The organism is Kibdelosporangium aridum (genome assembly GCF_900176515.1).
Classification (GTDB): Bacteria; Actinomycetota; Actinomycetes; order Mycobacteriales; family Pseudonocardiaceae; genus Kibdelosporangium; species Kibdelosporangium aridum.
The window spans coordinates 296,561-317,831 of sequence record NZ_FWXV01000004.1 but is presented as its reverse complement, the minus strand read 5'-3'; the positions used below and the strand labels follow the sequence as shown (position 1 = coordinate 317,831).

Sequence of the window (21,271 nt, the reverse complement as noted above, 5' to 3'; positions counted from 1 at the left end):
GTCAGGCGTGAACCTCCGGCGGGGCCGGACGGGGTGCTTCGTCACCGCCGATCACGCGCGCGCCTGGGACGGGGCCATGGGCGACGCGGACGGTGCGGCACACGCCGGCCCCAGCGAGCTCTGCAGCCACCCGCAGAGCCGATTCACCGTCGGAGCAGAGAAACGCGCAGGTCGGGCCGGAGCCGGAGACGGTTCCGGCCAGCGCGCCCGCGTTCACGCCCGCGCGCAACGTGCGGCGCAGGCCTGGACGCAACGAGATCGCGGCTGACTGCAGGTCATTGCCCAGCAACAACGCCAGCTGACGTGGGTCTCCGGAGGCCAGCGCCTCCAACACCGGCTCGACGGCACCGATCCGTGGCGGGTCGCCGTCTTCCCGCAGCCGGTCAAGTTCCGCGAAGACCTTGGGCGTCGACAGGCCGCGCCGGTCGAACGCGATCACCCAGTGGAACGTGTGCCTGGTCAGCACCGGGATCAGGTTCTCGCCACGGCCGGTACCCAGCGCCGTGCCGCCTTGCAGCACAAAGGGGACGTCGCTGCCGAGTTTCGCGGCCACTTGGGACAGCTCGTCCCGGCCGATCTCCAGCCGCCACAAGGCCGCCAGACCGACGAGCGCCGCGGCTGCGTCCGCGCTGCCACCGGCCATTCCACCGGCCACCGGGATGCCCTTGCGGATCACCACGCGGATCTTCGGTTCGGTGTGCTCCTTGCCGACGTGCTCGGCCAATGCCTGCACGGCCTGCCACGCCAGGTTGCTCGGGCCGGTGGGCACCTCGTCCGCGCCCTCGCCGATCACCTCGACACCGGGGTCGTCGGTCACCGCGACCGTCACTTCGTCGGTCAGCGACAGGGCCTGGAACACCGTGTTGAGCTCGTGATAGCCATCAGGCCGCACGTCGCCGACGGCGAGGTGAAGGTTGACCTTCGACGGCACACGCACTGTGACAGGCGGGGGAACGACAGCGAGCACTACGCCAGCCTACGTGTCCTCATGCTCGCCGTCGTTCAGATGGCCTGTTATGCGGCAACTCCCTGCGGTCCGGCCAGCGGCTGGTGCACGATTCCGCCACGGTCACCGATCCACGCCAGTGCGCCATCCGCACGCTCGCCCCGCAGTCCGATTCGGAACCGGGCGACCGGCGTCTCGCCGAGCCGGGTCAGTCCGCCGCCGAGCACCGACACCTGCACGCCGAAGCGGGACGCTGCCTCGGGCAGCAACGCGCCGACAGCCGCGAAGCCGATCAGCACGACGTCGGCGGTGCGGTCGTGCCCGACCGACGGAGTCGCGTCGATCACCGGCAGAAGTTCCCGTACCGCAACACTTTCCGGGTCGTGCAGCAGCTCGAACAGGTTGCCGTGCTCCAGCAGCCTGCCCGCTTCGAGCAAAGCGATGTCGTCGCAGATCCGGCGCACCACATTGGTGTCCTGGGTCGCGACCAGCAACGTCACGCCGAGTTCGGCCCTGGCCCGGTCCAGTACTGCCATGACGCCCGCGGCGCCGTCGGCGTCGAGGTTCGCCGTCGGGTCGTCGGCCAACAGCAGACCCGGCTCCCCCACAAGCGCACGGGCAACCGCCACGCGGCGGCGTTGCCCGTCAGTCAGGTCGACCGGGTACGCGGCTGCCTTGTCTGTCAAGCCAATCAGGTCAAGCAAGCGGCCGACGCGCGCCCTGCGCTGCGGACCGTCCACACCGGACTGCTCAAGCGGCAGTGCGATGTTGCCCGCGGCGGTGCGCTGGTTGAAAAGCTGCGCATCCCCTGCCACGAAACCGATCTGTCGTCTCGTGGCACGCAGGCTGCGGGTGTCGAGGGTCGCGGTGTTCAAGCCGTCCAACCGGATCGCACCGGCATCCGGCCGTTCCTGCAACGAAACAACACGAGCCAAAGTGGACTTGCCCGAACCGGACGGGCCGACGACACCGAGCGCGGCACCGGCATTGACTTCAAGGGACACGCCGTCGAGTGCGACGACGCTGCCTGTTCGGCTTCGGAACGACTTGCTGACATTCTCTACGGTAATCACAGTGACTCCAGCGCAGCACACGAAGCGGCCGTTGTGACGGCCGTCCAATGTCCTTCAAGGACCGTCCGGGTGGGACGGGGGCGATTTCGGGTGTAGTTAAGGAAATCAGGCGTTGTGGCTACGACATGCGGTGACTGTCCGCCTGCCCTGGTCTATCACCCGGCGCTGCGTCAGCATTTTGGCGATCACGGATTCCTCCATCGCTCCTGGCGGTAGCACCTGCCCTCTCGGGTGGTTGCTGCGGCGTCAGGGAGCCAGGTCTCTCGGCCGCTCGGGATGGATGCACTTGCATTCAAACCGACATCACAGGCGTAATGCAAGTCTTGGGCAGCACATCACACCGACGGACCAGAGCAACTGGCCCGGGATTTCACAGATAGTGGTCGCTTGCTTCCAGAATGCGAGAGAAGTCGCCGACCATGAGCTGCTCTCCCCGCAGGCCAGGGTCGACGCCGGCGGCGGTGAGGATCTCGGCGGCCTTGGAAGGTGATCCAGCCCACGTTCCCAACGCGGCCCGCAGCGTCTTGCGCCGCTGTGCGAAGGCCGCGTCCACGAGTTTGAAGAGCCGTTCCCGGTCCACGTCGGCAGGCGGTGGCCTGCGGATGAACCGGACCAGCGCCGAGTCGACGTTCGGCACCGGCCAGAACACCGACCTGGACACCGTCGCGGCCCTCTTGGTCTCGGCGTACCAGGCCATCTTCACGCTGGGTACGCCGTACGCCTTGCTGCCGGGCCCCGCGGCCATCCGGTCGGCGACCTCGGCCTGCACCATCACCAGCCCGGTCTTGAGACTCGGCAGGATCGCCAGCAGATGCAGGACGACCGGCACGGCCACGTTGTACGGCAGATTGGCCACCAGAGCCGTCGGCTCACCGATCTGCTCCTGAGTCACCCGCAGGGCGTCCGCTTGGACCACCCGCAGCTTGCCCTCGGGCGCGCGCTCAGCGGCCGTCTCAGGCAGCTTTCCGGCCAGCACGGGGTCAATCTCCACCGCGACGACCTCACGGCACGCGGGCAGCAAGGCCAGCGTGAGCGAACCGAGTCCGGGGCCGACCTCGAGCACCACGTCGTCCGGGCTCAGCTCGGCGGTGGTGACGATCCGCCGAACCGTGTTCGGGTCGTGCACGAAGTTCTGGCCGAGCTTCTTGGTCGGCCGCACATCCAGCTCACCGGCCAGCCGCCGAACCTCAGCGGGGCCAAGGAGCGAAGTCACCGGGTCAGCTTAGTCAAGGCCTCGGTCAGCCAGGCGTCGTACCACTCCTCGAACGTCGGTGTCGGGCCGAGGTAGACGCCTTCGACCCCGCTCTTGGCCGGGCGCCATGAGCTGGTCAGCGGCATGCGGCAGCTGGACCTTCGCCACGATGCCGTCGATGTCCACGTGCGCATTCTGCCCGTGACAGCACGAAAGGCCACCTCGATTTCTCGAGATGGCCTTTCGAGAGAAAGCAGTTACTTGGGCAGGCCGAGCTTCGAGGCGCAGTGCGGCCACGAGCGGTAGCTGCCGTTGTTGGCGTCGCGCAGCTTGGTCGCGATCGCGATCTGCTGCTCACGGGTGGCCTGGTGCGGCAATGCGGCATACGTGGCGCCGCCGTAGGCCCGCCAGGTGCTGGCGTTGAACTGCAGGCCGCCGTAGTAGCCGTTGCCGGTGTTGATGTCCCAGCGACCGCCCGACTCGCACTGCGCGAGGCGGTCCCAGACGCCCGCGTCGGTGACCGGCGGGACCGGCGGCTTCTTGGCGCCGACCTTGACGACCCGCTTCACCGGCTCCTTGGTGATCTGCTCACCAAGCTTCTCTTTGCCGACTTCCTTGCCGTTCTTCATGGTCACGCGCCACGTGACCATCTTCTCGCCAGGGGCACCGGCCTCGACGACCTCTTGCTTGCCCTTGTCCATCGTCTCGTCTTTGATCTCCTCGACCGGCGGAGGCACGGTCTCGGCCCTGTTGACGACGGTGACGCCGTTGCGAGTGATGGTGATCTGGGCGCCGTCGGTGATCTTGACGTCGGACGCCATGTTCACCGAGTCCTCCGGACCCAGCGACGTCTGCATCTCCTTGAGCAGCTCGTCGACTGTGATCGCGGTGGTCTGCATCTGGTGCGGCGCGTTGCCGCCGTCGAAGACGGTGACGTTCTTGATGGTCCGGATGTCGACCGACATGCCTTCCATCGGCATGACGGCGTTCAGATCGCCGGAGATCTTGCCGTCCATCGGCGCGCCGGCCTGGCGAAGGCCGTCGCCGAGGGTGCGTGCCCGCACCCACGTCTCCTTGGCCTCGCCGTCGACGTTGTACTTCAGCAGCTTGCCGCGCTGGACAACGATCTTGCCGTTGTCGCCGACAGCCGCGTTGGGCGACGGGCTGACCGAGTCGTGCGCACCGGGAACGATGCCCTCGTCGGCAAGGATCTCGCCGACCGTGCCCTCGTAGGTACGGACCTTGTGCTCGACACCGTCGACGTCGACCGTGACGGACTTGTTCATCGCGATCGCGGCGGCACCGCCACCGGTCAGCGAGACGAGCACCGCGGCGATGGCGCTCTTGAGGAAGGTCCGCTTCCACTTCGTGACCGCGGTCCGCAGGCCCGCGGGCTCGCCCGTCTTGGGCTGCGGCTGAGCCAGTGTCCGGTCGCCGGAGAGGTCATCGGGGACATCCAGGATCGGCGGCAGCATCGTGGTCTCGGCGTTGATCAGCCGGATCAGCTCGTCGACGTCGACGTCGACGGATGCCATCAGCTCATCAGCCTGCGGACCGAGCGCCGCGTAGATGTCCTGCGGGACTACCTCGATGGAGTCCGAGTAGTCCGGGAACTCCGAACGCCAGTGGTCCTCAGCGTGGTCCAGCGTGGCGGTGGCAGTCGACGGCTTGGCGACCGGAGTGAACCAGTCGGTGTCCGCGTCGAAGCCTTCTTGTCTGGGATGTTCGCTATCAGTCACAGGGTCGTTCCTCCGGGAGGCGCAGCCGACACAGGTGGCGCGCAGTTGCTTGAACTCGTCGAGCTACTACGGGCCTGGCTGTTCCTCCGTGTACGTCCGGCGCGGGTTGCGCCTTGTCGTTCAGTCCGACTCCCTTAGCCACCACCGACGCTTTCCGGGAATATCCCGGCCCCGACGCGCGCTGGCTTCTGACTGCGGGTCGTACCCGGCATCACGACCACTGGGTACGGTCACGGGACCGTAACGGGTCCCGGGAGGTTGCGCAAACACCCCCAGACATCTTGTGACTTGCGCCACAGCTCAAAAGACGCATTCGTTACGCCAATCGGGTGTCTCAAGCACCGCCCGAATCGTGGGATGTCACTGTGGGCAGCCGAAAAACCCGGTCGGCCGTGTCCCGGACGGCCGCAGCCACGTCACCCACATCCTCCCCACGGAGTTCTGCCAGGTCCCGCAGGGTGTACGCGGCGCAGTACGGCTCATTCGGCCGACCGCGGAACGGGTGCGGAGTGAGATAGGGCGCATCCGTCTCCACGAGCATCTGATCAAGGGGTACCAGCTGCGCCGCGGCCCTGAGCTCCTTCGCGTTGCGGAACGTCACAGAACCCGCGAACGACAACACATAGCCGGCATCGACGCACTTTCGGGCGAATTCGACATCCCCGGAAAAGCAGTGGAAGACCACCCGTTCGGGCGCGCCCTCCTCATGCAGGATGCGCATGATGTCGTCGTGCGCGTCGCGGTCGTGGATCATCAGCGGCTTGCCGACCCGTTTGGCCAGGTCGATGTGCCAGCGGAAGGCGTCGTGCTGAGCCTCGGGCGGCGAGTAGTCCCAGTAGTAATCGAGACCGGTCTCCCCGATCGCGACCACGCGAGGCCGCGTGGCGAGCTCCTCGAGGACAGCCTTGTCCTCATCGGTGAACTTCGCGGTCCTCGTCGGGTGCACAGCGGTGGCGGCGAACACGCGGTCGTCCCACTCGGACGCATCCGCGGCCCAGATCGCCGCGGCGAGATCGTCGGCAACCGTGATGACACGGGCGATCCCGACCGACTCGGCGCGGTCAACCACAGTGGACACACCGTCGGCGTCCTTGGCGCCACACGCGTCCAAATGCGTGTGCGCGTCGACGGTCGGCACCGGCAACGGCTCAGGCAGCGGCGGCCGCTCACCTTTTCGTGGGGTCACTGGACATAGCCTAATGACGTGTCAGCCACACGATTGCTAGTCCTGGGTGCGGTCCGGATGCGCGGAGAGGCGCACGGCTACCAAGTGCGCCAGGACCTGTTGCTGTGGGCGGCGGACCAGTGGGCGAACGTCAAACCCGGCTCGATCTACCACGCGCTGAAGAAGCTGGCGGCCGACGGACTGCTGGAAGAGGTGTCGACGGAGGAAAGCGAACTCGGCCCGGACCGCGTGGTCTACCGGATCACACCGCAAGGCGAAGGCGAGTTCTTCTTCCTGCTCAACAAGGGAATCGCCGAAACCGAGACCGGCCCGGCGATGTTCAACGCGGCCCTGCCGTTCATCACCACGCTCGAACGCGGCAACCTGATCTTCCTGTTGAAGAGCCGCATCCAGCAGACGAAGGCCGGGGCGGACAGCACCCGACTGCTGATCGACAACACCATCGCCCCGATCGAGGGCCAACTCGGCAAGCCACCGCACGTCCGCGAGATGTTCACGTACTGGCTGGTCACCATCGAGGCGGAGCTGAACTGGCTGCAAGACCTCGTGACCAGGATCGAAGCGGGCGAGTACACGTTCACCGGCGAGAGCCCGGACGCTTTCGGCAACCCTCCTCGCTGACGAACAAGCAGCCGCCTGAAACAGAAGGTGCACGAAGGCGCCCGACACCCTCAAGCTAGTCAAGTTTGACTAGATCGCCATCGCCTGACACACTCCCGCTAGTCAAAATTGACTAGCTATCCGAGGAGGACTCCTGTGATCAAGGCACGCGGTCTCGCGCGCCAGTTCCGGACCCGCGGCCAGACGGTCGACGCGGTCCAGGGCGTCGACATAGATGTCGCGCCCGGTGAGCTCGTTGGCTTCTTAGGCCCGAATGGCGCGGGCAAGAGCACGACGCTGCGAATGCTCACCACTCTCTTGAAGCCCACCGCGGGTGAGGCACAGGTCGCCGGGTGCGATCTCCTGACCGACCCGGCCGGTGTGCGCAAGCGGATCGGTTACGTGGCACAAGGTCACGGTTCCGGTGACGAACAGAAGGTCATCGACGAAGCCGTGCTGCAGGGCCGGTTCTACGGCCTCTCGGCTGCCGAGGCGCGCCGCCGGGCGGATGAGTTGTTCGAACGCCTCGAGCTCGCTGACTTCGCCGGTCGCGTCGCGGGTGCGTTGTCCGGTGGGCAGAAGCGCCGCCTCGACATCGCGATGGGCGTTCTGCACGAGCCGGAGCTGCTGTTCCTCGACGAACCGTCGGCCGGTCTCGATCCGCAGAGCCGCAGCAACCTGTGGGGCCACATCCGCACGTTGCACCAGGCGGGCACCACGATCTTCCTGACCACTCATTACCTTGACGAAGCCGACGCGCTGTGCGACCGGATCATGGTCATCGACCACGGCAAGATCGTCGCCGAGGGCACGCCGGACTCGCTCAAGAGCCAGGTCGCGGGCGACCTCGTCCAGTTCGAAACCGACACACCCGCCGTCGCGGCCGAGATCGCGGCGAAAGTCGACGGGGCCAAGGAACTCCATGTCGAGGGCAACACTGTGCGCTTCCGTGTGTCTCGGGGTGACACGGAACTGCCCAGTCTGCTCCGCGCACTCGACCAGGCGGACGTTGCCCTGTTGTCGGTTCAGGTGCAGCGGCCGACGCTTGACGACGTCTTCCTGACCATGACCGGTCGTTCACTGCGGGAGGCGTCCAATGCGTGACACATGGCTGATTTTCCTGCGCAGCATGCGGCCGTCGTTCCGCAACCCGGTCGTCATCACGTTCGGTGTGGCGCAGCCTTTGTTGTGGCTCGTGCTGTTCGGCCCGCTGCTCAAAGGCTCAGCGTCGTGGCAGTGGTTCGTCCCGGGGCTGATCATCCAAATGGGACTCTTCAACACCGCGTACGTCGGCTTCAACCTGATCCCGGAGATCCGGTCGGGAGCGCTCGAACGGCTGCGGGTCACCCCGGTCAGCCGGACGGCGCTGCTGCTCGGCCGCGTCGTCAACGACGTCCTGCTGCTGGTGATCCAGTGTTCGATCCTGCTGGCGCTCTCGACGATCTTCGGGTTCCGTGCCTCAATCGGCCACGTGCTCGCCGGTCTGGTGTTCGCGGTGTTGATGGGTGTGTCGATCAGCTCGGTGTCGTACACCTTGGCGCTCAAACTCAAGCACGAGTACACCTTCGCGCCGGTGCTCAGCTCGACCGTGATGCCGGTGATGTTGCTGTCCGGCGTGCTGCTGCCGATGGACCAAGGCCCGGACTGGCTGTACACGCTGTCGCGGATCAACCCGTTCAGCCACATCGCCGACGGCATCCGCGCGGTGATCGCCGGGAACTTCGGTTCCAGTTCGGTGCTCATCGGCGGTATCGCGGCGATCGTGCTCGTTGTGGTGGCGTTGGCGTGGGGAACGCATTCGTTCCGCCGCGCCAACGCCTGACGCCTCAACTCACGGGCGGTTGCGGCCCGAACGGCGCATCTCCTTGTGAATCACCTTCCAGCGGCGGTCGCGTTCCTGACGCAGGCGCGCGTCCGTCCGGCTGGCGACCCACTCGGCTTCGCGGTTGAGCTTGAACCAGCTGTCCAGCCTGCGTTGTGGCAGTTCACCGGTCTCGATCGCCTCGATCACCGCGCACCCGGGCTCGCCGATGTGCGCGCAGTCGTCGAACCGGCAGTTCTCGGCGATCTCCTCGATGTCGGTGAACACCGATTCCAGGCCTTCGCCGCCCGCTGCCAGCGACACCCGACGCACACCGGGCGTGTCGATGATCAGCCCGCCGCGTGGCAGGACGAACAGCTCACGGTGCACGGTCGTGTGCCGGCCACGGCCGTCGGACGCACGAACCTGTTGCGTCTCCATCACTTCGTCCTCGGCCAACGCGTTGACCAGTGTGGACTTCCCGGCACCGGACGGCCCGACCAACACGGCAGTCCGGCCGACGCCGAGGTAGGACGCGACGATGTCGACGCCGTCACCGGTCACCGAACAGACCGGGTGCACGTCGACTCCGGGCGCGGCGCCCATGACATTCGAGACGATCTCGCCGATGCGCTCGCCGACGAGATCGGACTTGGTCAGCAGCACGACCGGCATCGCACCGCTTTCCCATGCCAGCGCGAGCAACCGCTCGATCCGGCCGAGGTTGGGGTCGCCGCGCCGTCCTTCCAACGACGACGGTTCGACGACGAAGATGACGTCCACATTGGACGCCAGAGTCTGGCTGAGCGAGTCCTCGGCCACACCGCCACGAACCAGCGCGGTGCGCCGGGGCAACACCGTGAGAATGGCGCCATCCCGCACCGCGACCCAGTCGCCGACGCACGGCAACGTGATTCGCGACGAATATTCGATGTGCTGCTCATGGCCATCGACGATGACCACCGCGCCACTGGAGTGGACACGGGCGATCTTGCCGGGGATCGATCCGGCGGGCAGCTCGGCGGCGAAAGTGTCGTCCCAGCCGAGCGTGGTCAGGTCAAGCGAGGTCAACGGAAGTGAACCCTTCGAGAGAAGAACCGGGAAGAAGACGTGCGCCATCGACAAAGACAGCCATGTCACGTCACCTCCCCTTCTCTCGAAGTCAGCGCCACCATAGAGGGCGACGGCCTAGGACGCATCCGATTTAAGACGTGTCCGCATCAGCTTCACGTTGTACGGGCCCCACTGCGACAACGTGAAGTAGATGTCCTCGCCGTCGCTGGCCCACGGGTGCAGGTAGCCGCCGTAAGGCGCGGGATAGTCCTTCGCGTCGGCCACAACCTGCCCCTCTGCCCATGGCCCGGTCAGCTCAGGTGCCCAGCGCAGCACGATCGCGGCCCGGTCCTCGTCGAGGTGCAGCGCGATCCACTGGTCGTAATGGGTGTTGTGCTGCACGGACATCTCGCCGACCGGTCCGCTCATGACTGGGGTCGCCTGGAAGGGATCCTTGACCCAGGCGCCGTCCGCCCAGTAGCTGTACGAGGCCGGGCTGAGCACCTCGTACCGCCCGCATTTCCCCAGGTAGGCAGGGCCGAATCGGCCGTTTGTCGTACCCATGAGGTACACATGATCCCGATCAGCGGCAAAGGCACAGATCTGGAAGGGGTGATCGCCTTTGGGTGAGTTAGGCCAGCGCGCGCCTGGCGGCTTGGTCCAGGTATCGCCCCCGTCGGCGGACACGGCAATACCCGCGTAGTTCGTGTCCCATCCGTCCGCGTTCCACTTCCGGACGGACATGTAGTGCAAGTAGTTGTAGCCACCGACGGCGATACCGGAGTTCGGAATCACGGTGTGCTCGTCCACCTGCCGGTCCCGCTCCAGGATCTGCGCTGCCGTGCCGTCCGCCCGTGGCACAACTGAATCAAGCCGCAGCCCGGTCTCCAGGTCCCGGTTGCTGGCGAACGCGAGGACGTTGCAGCGCCAGTCGGAGCCTTCCGGCGGTCCGGCACCGTGCCCGCCCCAGCCGACGCCGTAGGTGTCCCCGAAGGCGACGAGCAGACGCCCCTGCCCGTTGTCCCAGAGGATGCCCAAGTCGGTGGCGTGGATGCCGAACCTGTGCGTCAGGGCGCCGGTGACGGGTGCGACTTCCTCGGTCGTCAGCACGTGGACCATGCCGCCAAGCTAGGCGCAGCTTGGCACGGGCGCAGTGTCAAAAGACGCCGTCGAGTGCCACGAACCGACGCCCGGGCCCAGCGCGACTCTCGACGAGCCGCACTTGCCAGGTCAAAGGCTCGCGTCGTACAGCGCCTTCTTGCTGACGCCCGCTGCCGCGGCGACCTCGGCCACCACGGTCTTCAGGCGCTCGCCTTCCTCGACCCGGGCGCGTACCTGGGCGACCAACGACGGGATGTCCGTGGCGACCGGGGCTGCCGGGCCGACGACGACGGTGATCTCGCCACGGACGCCTTCGGCTGCCCACTCGGCGAGTTCGCCAAGGCCGCCGCGACGGACCTCCTCGTAGGTCTTGGTGAGCTCACGGCACACGGCTGCCGGTCGGTCCGCGCCGAGCACCGAAGCGGCCTGGGCCAGGGTCTCGGCGAGACGGTGTGGCGACTCGAAGAAGACCGCTGTACGGCGTTCGTCGGCCAGTTCGGTGAGCCAGCGGCCGCGTTCGCCCGTTTTGCGGGGTGCGAAGCCTTCGAACGTGAACCGGTCACACGGCAAGCCGGACACGGCGAGTGCGGTCGTCACGGCCGATGGGCCGGGCAGGCAGGTGACCGGCAGGTCTTCGGCGATGCACGCGGTCACCAGGCGGTAGCCGGGGTCCGAGACGCTGGGCATGCCCGCGTCCGTGACCAGCAGCACCGTCTGGCCGTCCCGCATGGCCTCGACCAGGCCGGGGATCCGGCCGGTTTCGACCGCGTCGTAGAAGCTGACGACCCGGCCGGACGGCGACACGCCGAGGGCGGTTGCGAGCGCGCGCAGCCGCCGGGTGTCCTCGGCGGCGATGACGTCTGCTCTGGCCAGGGCGTCGATGAGCCGGGACGATGCGTCGCGGGAGTCGCCCAGCGGAGTGGCCGCGAGCACCAGTCGGCCGGAACCGGATACGGGGTTCACATCGCTCACCCTACGATCGGGCCCGTGACTGCCCTCGTGACCGGGTCCGACCGTAAGTCGGACGACAACGCGGAGGAGGAGGCCAACCGGACGACAGCGCCCGGTTCCGATCCGGCCGAGAGCCTGCTCGGCAGGCCGATGCCGACCGATCGGCTGCGCGGCTGGATAGTCGCGGGTGTACTGGCCGTGATCGGCGGGATCGTCCGGCTGCAGAACCTCGGCTACCCCACCAACAACGGCACCCCGGTCTTCGACGAGAAGCACTACACGCCGCAAGCGTGGCAAATGCTGCGCAACGGCTGGTACGAGGACAACCCCGGCTACGAGCTCACGGTCCACCCGCCTCTGACCAAGCAGCTGATCGCGATCGGCGAGTGGCTCTTCGGTTACGACGGCTGGGGATGGCGCTTCTCCGCGGCCATCCTCGGCACGTTGATGGTGCTGATGATCGTGCGCATCGCCCGCAGGCTGACCCGGTCGACCCTGCTCGGCGCGGTCGCCGGAGTCCTGCTGATCTGCGATGGCGTGCTGCACCTGATGAGCCGGATGGGGATGCTCGACATCTTCATCTCGTTCTTCATCCTCGCCGCGTTCGGCTGTGTCCTGCTCGATCGCGATCAGATGCGGGAACGCCTGGCCATATCCATCCGCGAAGGCTGGGTCAACGACTCGATCTACGGACCGCGGCTCGGCTTCCGCTGGTGGCGGTTCGCCGCCGGCGTCAGCCTCGGACTGGCGTGCGCCTCGAAGTGGAACGGCTTGTACTGGATCGCGGCATTCGGCCTGATGACCGTGATCTGGGACGCGACCGCGCGCCGCGCCGCGGGCGTGGCGAACCCGTGGGTCGGTGCCTTCCGCCGTGACCTGCTGCCCGGTCTGTGGTCGCTGCTGGTGGTCCCGATCCTCGTGTACGTGGCCAGCTGGTGGGCCTGGTTCGCCAGCGAGACGGCGGTCGACCGTCACCTGGTGAGCTCGTGGTGGGGACCGTTCGGCCCGGCGCTGCGGTCGCTGGTCGAGTACTCCGGCAACGTCCTTGGCTTTCACGAGACGCTCGACACCAAGCCCAACGACCCGCACCCGTGGGAATCGAAGCCGTGGACGTGGCCGATGGGGCTGCGGCCGATGCTCTTCCACTGGGACAACACCACGACCGGATGCGGTGAGTCGCAGTGCGTCAGCGCCACGATGCTGATCGGCACGCCGGCGATGTGGTGGCTGGCGATCCCGGTGCTGGCGTGGGGCCTCTGGCGCATGTTCGGCCGGATGGACTGGCGCTACGCCGCTGTCGTCGTGGCCTACCTGGCGGGCCTGCTGCCGTGGTTCATCAACCTCGACCGGCAGATGTACTTCTTCTACATGACGCCGGTCTCGGCGTTCCTGATCCTCGGCCTGGTGCTCGCGCTCGGCCAGATCCTCGGCAAAGCCGGGGACGGCTACGAACGAAGAGGCACCGGTCTGCTCGTCGTGGCGATCTACGTCGGCCTGGTGGTCGCCAACTTCGTCTGGTTGTGGCCGATCCTGAACGGCGAGTCGATCACGAACGCCCGCTGGCAAGCCGAACTCTGGCTGCCCTCCTGGCGCTGAGGCGGCTGCCCTCCTGGCGTTGAGGCGCTGACTCATGCCCCCGCTGACTCATGCCCCAATGGGGAGCGTGTCACGCAGGCGCCTGAGCGGTAGACGCCGCCGCCCGCGCGCCTTCCGAACTCGGCAACGAACACGGCGGTCGTTCGGTTCCAGCACCGACAAACACGGGCGGGGTCGGTGTGGCGGCGCTGCTGTCAGGTGCCGAAGCGACGGGTTGGGTTGTGTCGCTTCTGCTGCGTCGGGCGCGTGCGGTCCGGGTCCGGTGGCGGTGGTGGCGGAGTCTGCTGAGCTGCCACCGGCGGGCGCGGTGGGTTCGTGGACTCGGTCCGTTCCGGGTCCGTGAACGAGGTCCGCTCAGGGTCCGTGAACTTCGTGCGCTCCTCGTCGCCTTCCGCGGGTTTGGTGACCTTGGTGCGGTCCAGCGCGGCGATGTCCTCGCGTTTGACGACCTTGGTGACCGGGCCGTCCTCGGTGTGGCCGCCCTTGCTGAGCCATCCGCCGGTCTGGCGGATCACCGTGTCGAGGGTGGGCCTGCCAGCGGGGTCAGGACCCAGGGCAGCCGAAATCAGGCGCAGGTGAACGCTGTTCGTGGGCAGGTGCGTGATCCGCTCCGCCTTCGCCGCTGCCATCAGCGCGGCCATCGGGTTGTCGCGGGTGCCACGCGGCGGCTCACCGGTCAGCGCGTACGAAACGGTCGCGGCGAGCTGCCAGGCGTCCGACGCGGGCGACGCGGGCGAGCCCGCGGCGGTCTCGGGCGCGAGGAAGTCCGGGGTGCCGACCATCATCCCGGTCTTCGTCAGCGTGGAATCACCCTTTGACCTGGCGATACCAAAGTCGATCAGGTGTGGCATGCCGGACGGGTCGATCATGATGTTGGACGGCTTGATGTCCCGGTGCAGCACGCCCTTCGCGTGCGCGGCCGACAACGCGCCGGCCATCGTCACCCAGAGGCGTGCGGCGGCGAGATCGTCGAGCTTGCCGTTCTCGTGCACGGCGTCGGCGAGCGGCCTGCCCTCGATGTATTCCATGACGATGCCGAGGCCGTCTTCGTCCTCGACGATGTCGTAGACACGCACGCAGTTCGGGTGCCGGACCGCGGCGAGAGCGCGGGCTTCGCGCAGCATGCGCTGCTCGGTCTCGGCGTCGGGGGCGTGCGCGATCTTCACCGCGACCGTGCGGTCGAGCTGGGTGTCCATCGCGAGCCACACCGTGCCGAAGCCGCCGTGGCCAAGGGCCTTGATCTTCTTGAACCGGCCGCCGCTTCGCGTCCACATGCTGTTCGAGCCGCTCATCGCTCGCGTGGACGGCGTCTGAGCCGCGGTCGGGGGCGCGGCACCGCCGAGCGGGAACGGCATGGGGCCGGGCGTGTCGGCGAGCTTGGCGGGCTGCTGGCGTCCGCTCAGCAGCTCCTGACCGGGTGCCTGGCCGGACAGCAACGCAGGCGGCATGCCATCCGGCCGATATGGCGGAGGCGGCGGCTCAGGCACATATGGCGGCGGCGTAGCGGGTTGTTGCTGCGAAGGGTGACGAGGAGGCGGCTGCTGCTGGTGATGCGCGGACGCCTGCTGAGGCGGCAACTGGTTCTGGGAAGGCTGCTGCTGCACGGCAGGCTGCGGCTTTTCCTCCTGGACCGAGCGGTTGATCGTGGTCCAGCTCGGCGCACCGATCACCAGGATCGGGATCAGGCCGAGCACGCTCGCGGGCACCATGCCGATCCACAGCAGGAACGCGACGTTGGCCTCGAAGGCCACACTGAACAAGGCGAACGCCACGAACGACAGCCAGATCAGCCTGCCCGGCCACGTCGGGCCACGGCGGAACGCCGCGCGGGCCTGCAGGATCACGAAGAACGCGGCGATCGCGGGCAACACGACGAGTTTGGCGAGGTTCAGCACGAAGTCGACGCCGCCGCCCGGCCTGGTCAGCAGGTCGTAGACGATCGGCCCGCGGCCGAGGTACTCCGCCTGAGTACCGATCAACGCGTGCGTTTCGTTGTTGAACGACGAGGCGAAGGTGACGCCGTAGGTCTCGGCGCCCGCTGCAGCCCCGCGGAAGATCATGGAGATCCCGTTGGCCATCAACCACGGCAAGACCAGCGCGAGCACGATGCCGATGATCGCGAAGACACTGATCGTGACCGAGTTGTAAGCATTCCCGGTGCCTTTGCGGATCAACGCGACGCTGAACGACGCGAGCACCGGGAAGATCCCGATCAGAAACCCGGCCGCCATGGTCGCCCACACCCACTCGCCTGGCCAGAACCCAGGCCCAAAGACGGTATGCGCGAACGACAACAAGTCAGCTGCCATTCGTACGAACCCGTCCACGGTTCTCCTCCTCGTGCTTACTCACCCGATGTGAGCACTAACCCACCATATGTCCAGCGGCGCTGGAGCGGTTAGGCAACCGTGGCCCCTTGCTCATGCAGACGCGCCGTGGGCAACGAGGTTGCATGGGTGGCAGAGTGACTCCATGGGTGACTACCGGGACGCATATCACCGCAGCCTGACCGACCCGGACGGCTTCTGGCTGGCAGCCGCCGAGGCGATCGACTGGGCCACACCGCCGGTCAGCGCCTTGGACGCCGGCAAAGCGCCCTTCTACCGGTGGTTTTCCGGCGCCGAGCTGAACACCTGCCACAACGCGCTCGATCGCCATGTCGGCAGCGACCGGATCGCGTTGATCTACGACTCGCCGATCACGGGCAGCAAAGCCACGTTCACTTATCGCGAGCTCCGCGATGAGGTCGCGTTGTTCGCAGGCGCCCTCGCGAGCTTGGGTGTCGGCAAGGGCGACCGTGTGATCGTCTATATGCCCATGGTGCCACGAGCCGTGGTGGCGATGCTGGCGTGTGCCCGGCTCGGCGCCGTGCACTCCGTGGTATTCGGCGGGTTCGCGCCGAAGGAATTGGCCAGCCGGGTGCAGGACGCCAAGCCGAAGGTGATCGTGGCGGCGTCTTGCGGGATCGAGCCGACCCGGGTCGTGGCCTACAAACCGATCATCGACGAAGCACTGTCGATGACTGAGCACCAACCCGATCACGTCGTGATCACGCAACGCCCGCAAGAAGTCGCCGAAATGGGCGCGCGCGACATCGACTGGGACACCCTCGTCGCTTCCGCTGAACCGCATGACTGCGTGAATGTAAGCGCCACGGACCCGCTGTACATCCTGTATACGTCAGGTACAACAGGCCGCCCCAAGGGCGTTGTCCGTGACAACGGCGGACACGCCGTCGCGCTCGCCTGGTCACTCAAAGCGATCTACGACATCGGCCCCGGCGACGTGTTCTGGACAGCCTCAGACGTCGGCTGGGTCGTCGGACATTCGTACATCGTCTACGCCCCCTTGCTTGTCGGAGCAACAACCCTGCTCTACGAAGGAAAACCGGTCGGCACCCCGGACGCGGGCGCGTTCTGGCGCGTGATCAGCGAACACGGCGTGAAGGCGCTGTTCACCGCGCCGACGGCGTTCCGCGCGATCAAACGCGTCGACCCGGACGCCGAACTGCTCGGGAAGTACGACCTTGCGAACTTCCAGACGCTATTCCTCGCTGGTGAGCGCCTTGATCCGGAGACATATCACTGGGCGACGGAGAAGCTGGGCGTGCCGGTGATCGACCACTGGTGGCAGACCGAGACCGGCTGGCCGATCTGCGCGAACCTGCGTGGACTCGAACCGATGCCGATCAAGCCAGGCTCCCCGACCGTGCCAGTGCCCGGCTACCACGTGCAGATCCTGGACCAGCAAGGAAACCAGCTGCCCGCAGGCCAAGAAGGCGCGATCGCCATCAAACTCCCCCTGCCGCCAGGCACATTGCCCACGTTGTGGGGTGACGACGAGCGATACGTGAGCTCGTACCTGTCGACGTATGACGGCTACTACCTCACGGGCGACGGCGGTTTCATCGACGAGGACGGCTATGTCTACGTGATGGGCCGCACCGACGACGTGATCAACGTGGCCGGGCACCGGTTGTCGACCGGCGCGATGGAAGCGGTCCTCGCAGCGCATCCGGCGGTGGCCGAATGCGCGGTGATCGGCGTGCACGACTCACTGAAAGGCCAGCTGCCACGGGGTTTCGTGGTGTTGAAGGCCGGTGTGGAAGTGCCGGAGGAGGTCCTGCGGGAGGAACTCGTCGCCGCGGTTCGCCGCGATATCGGGCCGGTGGCGGCGTTCCGGGACGTGTCGATCGTCGCCGGACTGCCGAAGACCCGGTCCGGCAAGATTCTCCGCAAGACGATGCGCGGAATCGCCGATGGCCGCGATGAACCGGTGCCGTCGACCATCGAGGACCCGGCCGTGCTGGACGCCCTCCGCCCCATCCTGCGCCACTAATCCACACCAGGCGAACCGCAGTCGCGATTCACACCGCAGCGACTGCCGGTGGAGTGCACGTATTCGAACGTGCTGTATTCCTGAAAGCGTTGCGACACAGCAGGTTCGGACACTCCAGAGATCTGCATCAACGGCGTTGTCAACGACAGTCTGGAACGTGTGTGCGCATCACGAGAGCGTTGCGCGCACTGTCTCCTCGGTGAGCCGACCCGGACAATCACGAGAGATCGAAGGGGGCGGGGGAGTGGCCTTCCCAGATCTGGCGGGATGCCTGTTCGGGGTAGGGCAGAGTCTTCGACTCGGTGTCCAGGACGCGAGTGAGGTGCCCGCCGGGCCGGTGAGCGGACCAGCCCGCGTCGCCGGTGGTGACGAAGCGGACCCATGCCTCCTGGAGTTCGCGGGAGAGCGCGACGGCCTCGGGAGTGGGCTCCTCGCCGATGAGCTGGGTGCCGACGGGGCTGTCCAGCGTGCCGAACGCCAGGGGCACGTCGAGGCTGTGGCAGGCACCCAAGATGCCGCCGAGGGCCGGGGCAACCCAGCACAGTTCGAACAGGTACGAGGTGCCGCCGGCTGCGGCGTTCGCCTCGGCCAGCTTCTGTGACGGCATGCGGAAGAGGGCGTCGGAGTACACCGTCTCCACCAGCTCCTCCGGGCCTGCCTGCGGGAACGCGGCACGGTAGGCCCGCGCGCCGTCCGGCTGCGGGGCGAGCAGTTCCAGGGCTGCGTGGGCGTCCTCCTCGGTGAAGGTGCCGTACCGTCCGCTCATGACGCTGAAGTACCGGAATTCGTCCCGGGTGTGGCCGACGAGCAGTTCGGTTCCGCTCGTGCGCGCGCCGGTCAGTGCGGGCCAAGGTGTTTCCGGGAGGACCTCGCCGTCGACGACGGGGCACAGCGCGGTGCCGGTCTCCGTGAGGCGTCCCCAGCTCTCCCGGTGCGTGTGGAGGCCGGCGTTGAAGGAGGTGAGCTCGGCGGCCAGGTGCCATGGGTCGATGTCGCGCAGGGCCTCGGCGGTGGGGGCCGCCGAGCCGAGCCGGTCCGCGAACGCGGCGGTGACCTGCCGTGCCAGCGCGGGGGTGCTGTGCAGCCCCGGCACCGAATGGGCGATGGCCCGCCGGAACAGGCCGCGCGCGGACTTCATCGTCAGCAGGGCGGCGACCGAGCCCGCCCCGGCGGACACCCCGCCCACGGTGACCCGGCCGGGGTCGCCTCCGAAGGCGGCGATGTTGCGCTGCACCCACTCCAGCGCCGCGATCTGGTCGAGGAATCCGCGGTTGGGCGGCACGTCGTCGAGGAACGCGAATCCCTCCGCGCCCACGCGGCAGTTGATGGTCACCACGACGACTCCCGCCTCGGCCAGCGCTGCCGGGTCGTACATCGGGTCGCTCGACGCCGCCGAGAGGTAGCCGCCCACGGGGATCCACACCAGCACCGGCAGTCCCGCCGCGCCGGGATCCGGAGTGCCGACGTTGAGCGTCAGCCAGTCGGTGCCCTGCGGGGGCACGGTGATAGGCAGGGACAGCGGCACCACGGGGCCGAACTCGACCGCCTGCCTCGTCCCCTCCCAGCGGTGCGGAGGCGCGGGCGCGGCGAAGCGGAGCGCTCCGACCGGGGACTGGGCGTAGGGGATGCCGCGGAACACCGCGTGCCCCTGCCGCCAGCGCCCCTGCACCACGCCTTCCGTGGTCCGTACCTTTGGCTGTTCGGACATGACGATCCTCCCTCGAGTGGACCGCAGGGTTATGGGTCAGATGTATTATGTCAACTGTATTGGAACAGTCCCCGGGGTACGAGGGAAGGGCCGGCGATGCCGAAACAGGTGGACCACCGCGGACGCCGCGAAGCGATCGCCCGCGCACTGTGGCGGGTGGTGGAGCAGCGCGGCGTCACACAGCTGACGATGCGCGTGGTGGCGCAGGAGGCGGGCATGTCACTCGGGCAGCTGCAGCACTACTTCGCCTCCCGGACCGCCATGCTCTCCTTCGCAATGGATTTCGCGTCCGAGCAGACCTCGGTGCGCGTACACCAGGGGCTCGAAAAGCTCGGTGACCGTCCGCACCCCCGTGACGTGCTGCGACTGACGCTCGCGGAAATGCTCCCCCTGCATGCCGACGCCCGCGCGACCAGCCGGATGAGCGCCGCCTACGTCCTGGAGGCGCTGCACGACGAGGCCGTGCACGAGCAGGCGCGCCGCGGCCTCGTCCAAGGGCGGGCCCTCGTCGAGCAGTTGGTCCGCCAGGCGATCGCCGACGGGCACATCGACTCCGGCCTCGACCCGGCGACCGAGACCAACCTGCTCCTCGCCCTCACCGGCTTCACCTCCCTCATCGAACTCGACGTGATCGAGCCCCAGGACGCGCTCGCCGCGATCGACGTGCATCTGGACCGGCTGTTCAGGAGTACGCCCGACGGCCTGATCGGGAAGCTCGGCACGGCCCGTCGGGAACCGGCCGTTCACCGCATAGAAGCGCAACAGGAGCGCGAACCCGAGCTTCGTCGCGCCCCGCCGACCAGATAGCAGGTCCAGCTCGTCCCCCGACCAGCGTCCAGTTCCCAACGAGCTCGTCCTCATCCAGCACACGCGCCACGCGGCATCCGGCTCTGGTGATATGGGCAGGTCAAAGGGGGTACCGGCGGGTTGTGGACAACTGGATTTGCGAATGGTTCCTTCGGCTCGGGACTCAGGCGACCGTGAGCGGGATCTGCTTGGGTTCGGGCTTCTGGGACCACTTGGCCGTGCTCGTCGCCGGGAATTCCGGGGCGATCGTCAACGTCCCGCCGGTGAAAGGCTCCGGCACGGAGAACAGCAACCCCGAAGCGGACTGCCGGGGCGAGATCTTGGGCCCACCCGGCAGCGACAAGCTCACGCTTCGAGCCAGGTCAACCTTCAACTCAGCATCATCCGTGCTGATCTTCGCGTCGGGCAGGCGCAGCCAGACCTGCTTGGTGGCGGCCGCACCCACCCCGGGCAAGGAGTCGGCAAGCTCGGATCGAGTCCCCAGGTCCAGGGTCACAGCCAACGGCCCGGAAGTCCGAACGCCCTGGTAGGCGCCCTGCCCGGTGTACTTCCCGTCCCCCCATTTGACCTGGCCTGCTCCGGCCTTCGGGGCGGCATCCGAGGAGGAAGGGGCGCTACCGGCACCGAGACCGTTGCGGACGCTGAGCTGGTACGGCCGGTCGTCGGTGACCTCGAGGGTCGCGTCGCCACCGAGCGGGACGCTCACGATCAGCGCTGTTCCTCGGTCCAGCGGTTTGGGCAAACGCTTGCGGGCGCCGCTAACGACGACCTCGACGGTCAAGGGTGTTTCCGGAGGTGGCGCGTATGTGTCATCGCCCTGCAGGCGGTAGAGCACGAGGAATTCGTGTCCCGCGGCCGCGCGTGCCGGGCCGCCTTCGAGGCCGCCGCTGGTTTCGTCCATGTCCGGGCGCACCGCCTGCGCACCGAACTGGTAGCCGAAGTGCGGGCCTTTGAAGGACCACGAAATGGGCTGTGCACCTGCGGGAACGCCCTGTGACCACGTGAAGACGTCCACGAAGTCCGCGGGCTTGGCAGGCAGGTCGACCGGCCCGGTCGTACTGGGACGGGCACCGCATCCGGCCAGCACCACTACGAGCAACACAAGGCATGCGCGCAACACGCGCAACAGCGTTGCACCCCGCCGTAGGCAAGACAATCGGCCGTTGTGACGGGTGGGTGA

18 protein-coding genes and 1 riboswitch are annotated in these 21,271 nt (G+C 67.4%); of the genes, 6 read left to right on the top strand and 12 right to left on the bottom strand.

Annotated elements, in window-relative coordinates; genetic code table 11:
• Position 1 precedes the first annotated feature (1 nt).
• The 6 genes from B9C43_RS25285 to B9C43_RS25265 form a co-directional block, all read right to left on the bottom strand.
• Positions 2-967, bottom strand: coding sequence for a 4-(cytidine 5'-diphospho)-2-C-methyl-D-erythritol kinase (locus B9C43_RS25285; protein WP_033383470.1), 966 nt, complete (start codon positions 965-967; stop codon positions 2-4).
• Between the two features lie 47 nt (positions 968-1,014).
• Positions 1,015-2,019, bottom strand: coding sequence for a methionine ABC transporter ATP-binding protein (locus tag B9C43_RS25280; RefSeq protein WP_033383488.1), 1,005 nt, complete (start codon positions 2,017-2,019; stop codon positions 1,015-1,017).
• A 194-nt stretch (positions 2,020-2,213) separates the two neighbouring features.
• Positions 2,214-2,302: riboswitch (SAM riboswitch) on the bottom strand.
• 87 nt (positions 2,303-2,389) lie between these two features.
• Positions 2,390-3,232 (bottom strand): 16S rRNA (adenine(1518)-N(6)/adenine(1519)-N(6))-dimethyltransferase RsmA, encoded by an 843-nt coding sequence (rsmA, locus tag B9C43_RS25275; protein WP_084429576.1) that lies wholly within the window; start codon positions 3,230-3,232, stop codon positions 2,390-2,392.
• Positions 3,229-3,357 (bottom strand): hypothetical protein, encoded by a 129-nt coding sequence (locus B9C43_RS59650; RefSeq protein ID WP_268811588.1) that lies wholly within the window; start codon positions 3,355-3,357, stop codon positions 3,229-3,231. The genes rsmA and B9C43_RS59650 overlap by 4 nt, the downstream gene beginning before the upstream one ends.
• 111 nt (positions 3,358-3,468) lie before the next feature.
• Positions 3,469-4,950 carry a resuscitation-promoting factor gene (locus B9C43_RS59940; RefSeq protein WP_033383466.1) on the bottom strand — a complete coding sequence of 494 codons (1,482 nt, stop codon included), beginning with the start codon at positions 4,948-4,950 and terminating at the stop codon, positions 3,469-3,471.
• A 334-nt stretch (positions 4,951-5,284) separates the two neighbouring features.
• Positions 5,285-6,136: a TatD family hydrolase gene (locus tag B9C43_RS25265; protein WP_084429575.1), complete on the bottom strand. Its 852-nt coding sequence runs from the start codon at positions 6,134-6,136 to the stop codon at positions 5,285-5,287.
• An 18-nt stretch (positions 6,137-6,154) separates the two neighbouring features.
• Here B9C43_RS25265 and B9C43_RS25260 point away from each other — a divergent pair, with 18 nt between their 5' ends.
• From B9C43_RS25260 to B9C43_RS25250, 3 genes are all read left to right on the top strand, one after another.
• On the top strand, positions 6,155-6,757 hold the full coding sequence (locus B9C43_RS25260) for a PadR family transcriptional regulator (RefSeq protein WP_033383464.1): 603 nt from the start codon (positions 6,155-6,157) through the stop codon (positions 6,755-6,757).
• A 135-nt stretch (positions 6,758-6,892) separates the two neighbouring features.
• Positions 6,893-7,840: an ATP-binding cassette domain-containing protein gene (locus B9C43_RS25255; RefSeq protein WP_084429574.1), complete on the top strand. Its 948-nt coding sequence runs from the start codon at positions 6,893-6,895 to the stop codon at positions 7,838-7,840.
• On the top strand, positions 7,833-8,558 hold the full coding sequence (locus tag B9C43_RS25250; RefSeq protein WP_084429573.1) for an ABC transporter permease: 726 nt from the start codon (positions 7,833-7,835) through the stop codon (positions 8,556-8,558). Before B9C43_RS25255 ends, B9C43_RS25250 begins: the two co-directional genes overlap by 8 nt.
• A gap of 9 nt (positions 8,559-8,567) precedes the next feature.
• Here B9C43_RS25250 and rsgA read toward each other — a convergent pair whose 3' ends face one another.
• From rsgA to rsmI, 3 genes are all read right to left on the bottom strand, one after another.
• The gene (rsgA, locus tag B9C43_RS25245) at positions 8,568-9,677 is read right to left on the bottom strand and encodes a ribosome small subunit-dependent GTPase A (RefSeq protein ID WP_200825688.1); all 1,110 of its coding nucleotides are present in this window, start codon (positions 9,675-9,677) and stop codon (positions 8,568-8,570) included.
• 48 nt (positions 9,678-9,725) lie between these two features.
• Entirely contained in the window at positions 9,726-10,709 is a 984-nt protein-coding gene (locus B9C43_RS25240; protein ID WP_084429572.1) for a DUF4185 domain-containing protein, read from the bottom strand.
• A gap of 111 nt (positions 10,710-10,820) precedes the next feature.
• Positions 10,821-11,654 carry a 16S rRNA (cytidine(1402)-2'-O)-methyltransferase gene (gene rsmI, locus B9C43_RS25235; RefSeq protein WP_235038822.1) on the bottom strand — a complete coding sequence of 278 codons (834 nt, stop codon included), beginning with the start codon at positions 11,652-11,654 and terminating at the stop codon, positions 10,821-10,823.
• 24 nt (positions 11,655-11,678) lie between these two features.
• Between rsmI and B9C43_RS25230 the strand changes: the two genes are divergently transcribed.
• Entirely contained in the window at positions 11,679-13,238 is a 1,560-nt protein-coding gene (locus B9C43_RS25230; RefSeq protein ID WP_084429570.1) for a dolichyl-phosphate-mannose--protein mannosyltransferase, read from the top strand.
• A gap of 194 nt (positions 13,239-13,432) precedes the next feature.
• Here the strand turns inward: B9C43_RS25230 and B9C43_RS25225 are convergent, their stop codons facing one another.
• Positions 13,433-15,565, bottom strand: coding sequence for a serine/threonine-protein kinase (locus tag B9C43_RS25225; RefSeq protein WP_327223101.1), 2,133 nt, complete (start codon positions 15,563-15,565; stop codon positions 13,433-13,435).
• A 145-nt stretch (positions 15,566-15,710) separates the two neighbouring features.
• Here B9C43_RS25225 and B9C43_RS25220 point away from each other — a divergent pair, with 145 nt between their 5' ends.
• Entirely contained in the window at positions 15,711-17,576 is a 1,866-nt protein-coding gene (locus B9C43_RS25220; RefSeq protein ID WP_084429568.1) for a propionyl-CoA synthetase, read from the top strand.
• 217 nt (positions 17,577-17,793) lie between these two features.
• Here the strand turns inward: B9C43_RS25220 and B9C43_RS25215 are convergent, their stop codons facing one another.
• Positions 17,794-19,284 (bottom strand): carboxylesterase/lipase family protein, encoded by a 1,491-nt coding sequence (locus tag B9C43_RS25215; RefSeq protein ID WP_084429567.1) that lies wholly within the window; start codon positions 19,282-19,284, stop codon positions 17,794-17,796.
• Positions 19,285-19,380: 96 nt separating this feature from the next.
• Between B9C43_RS25215 and B9C43_RS25210 the strand changes: the two genes are divergently transcribed.
• Positions 19,381-20,091: a TetR/AcrR family transcriptional regulator gene (locus tag B9C43_RS25210; protein ID WP_235038821.1), complete on the top strand. Its 711-nt coding sequence runs from the start codon at positions 19,381-19,383 to the stop codon at positions 20,089-20,091.
• A 163-nt stretch (positions 20,092-20,254) separates the two neighbouring features.
• On the opposite strand, the gene B9C43_RS25200 is transcribed toward B9C43_RS25210, so the two are convergent.
• Complete coding sequence (locus B9C43_RS25200; RefSeq protein WP_143446578.1) at positions 20,255-21,211, bottom strand: hypothetical protein; 957 nt, start codon at positions 21,209-21,211, stop codon at positions 20,255-20,257.
• Positions 21,212-21,271: the final 60 nt, after the last annotated feature.

Bases quoted from the DNA above. Each gene is read 5' to 3' on its own strand.
- B9C43_RS59650 (WP_268811588.1), bottom strand. From the start codon at position 3,357: ATGCCGCTGACCAGCTCATGGCGCCCGGCCAAGAGCGGGGTCGAAGGC.
- B9C43_RS25250 (WP_084429573.1), top strand. From the start codon at position 7,833: ATGCGTGACACATGGCTGATTTTCCTGCGCAGCATGCGGCCGTCGTTC.
- B9C43_RS25240 (WP_084429572.1), bottom strand. From the start codon at position 10,709: ATGGTCCACGTGCTGACGACCGAGGAAGTCGCACCCGTCACCGGCGCC.
- B9C43_RS25220 (WP_084429568.1), top strand. From the start codon at position 15,711: ATGGGTGACTACCGGGACGCATATCACCGCAGCCTGACCGACCCGGAC.
- B9C43_RS25215 (WP_084429567.1), bottom strand. From the start codon at position 19,284: ATGTCCGAACAGCCAAAGGTACGGACCACGGAAGGCGTGGTGCAGGGG.
- B9C43_RS25210 (WP_235038821.1), top strand. From the start codon at position 19,381: ATGCCGAAACAGGTGGACCACCGCGGACGCCGCGAAGCGATCGCCCGC.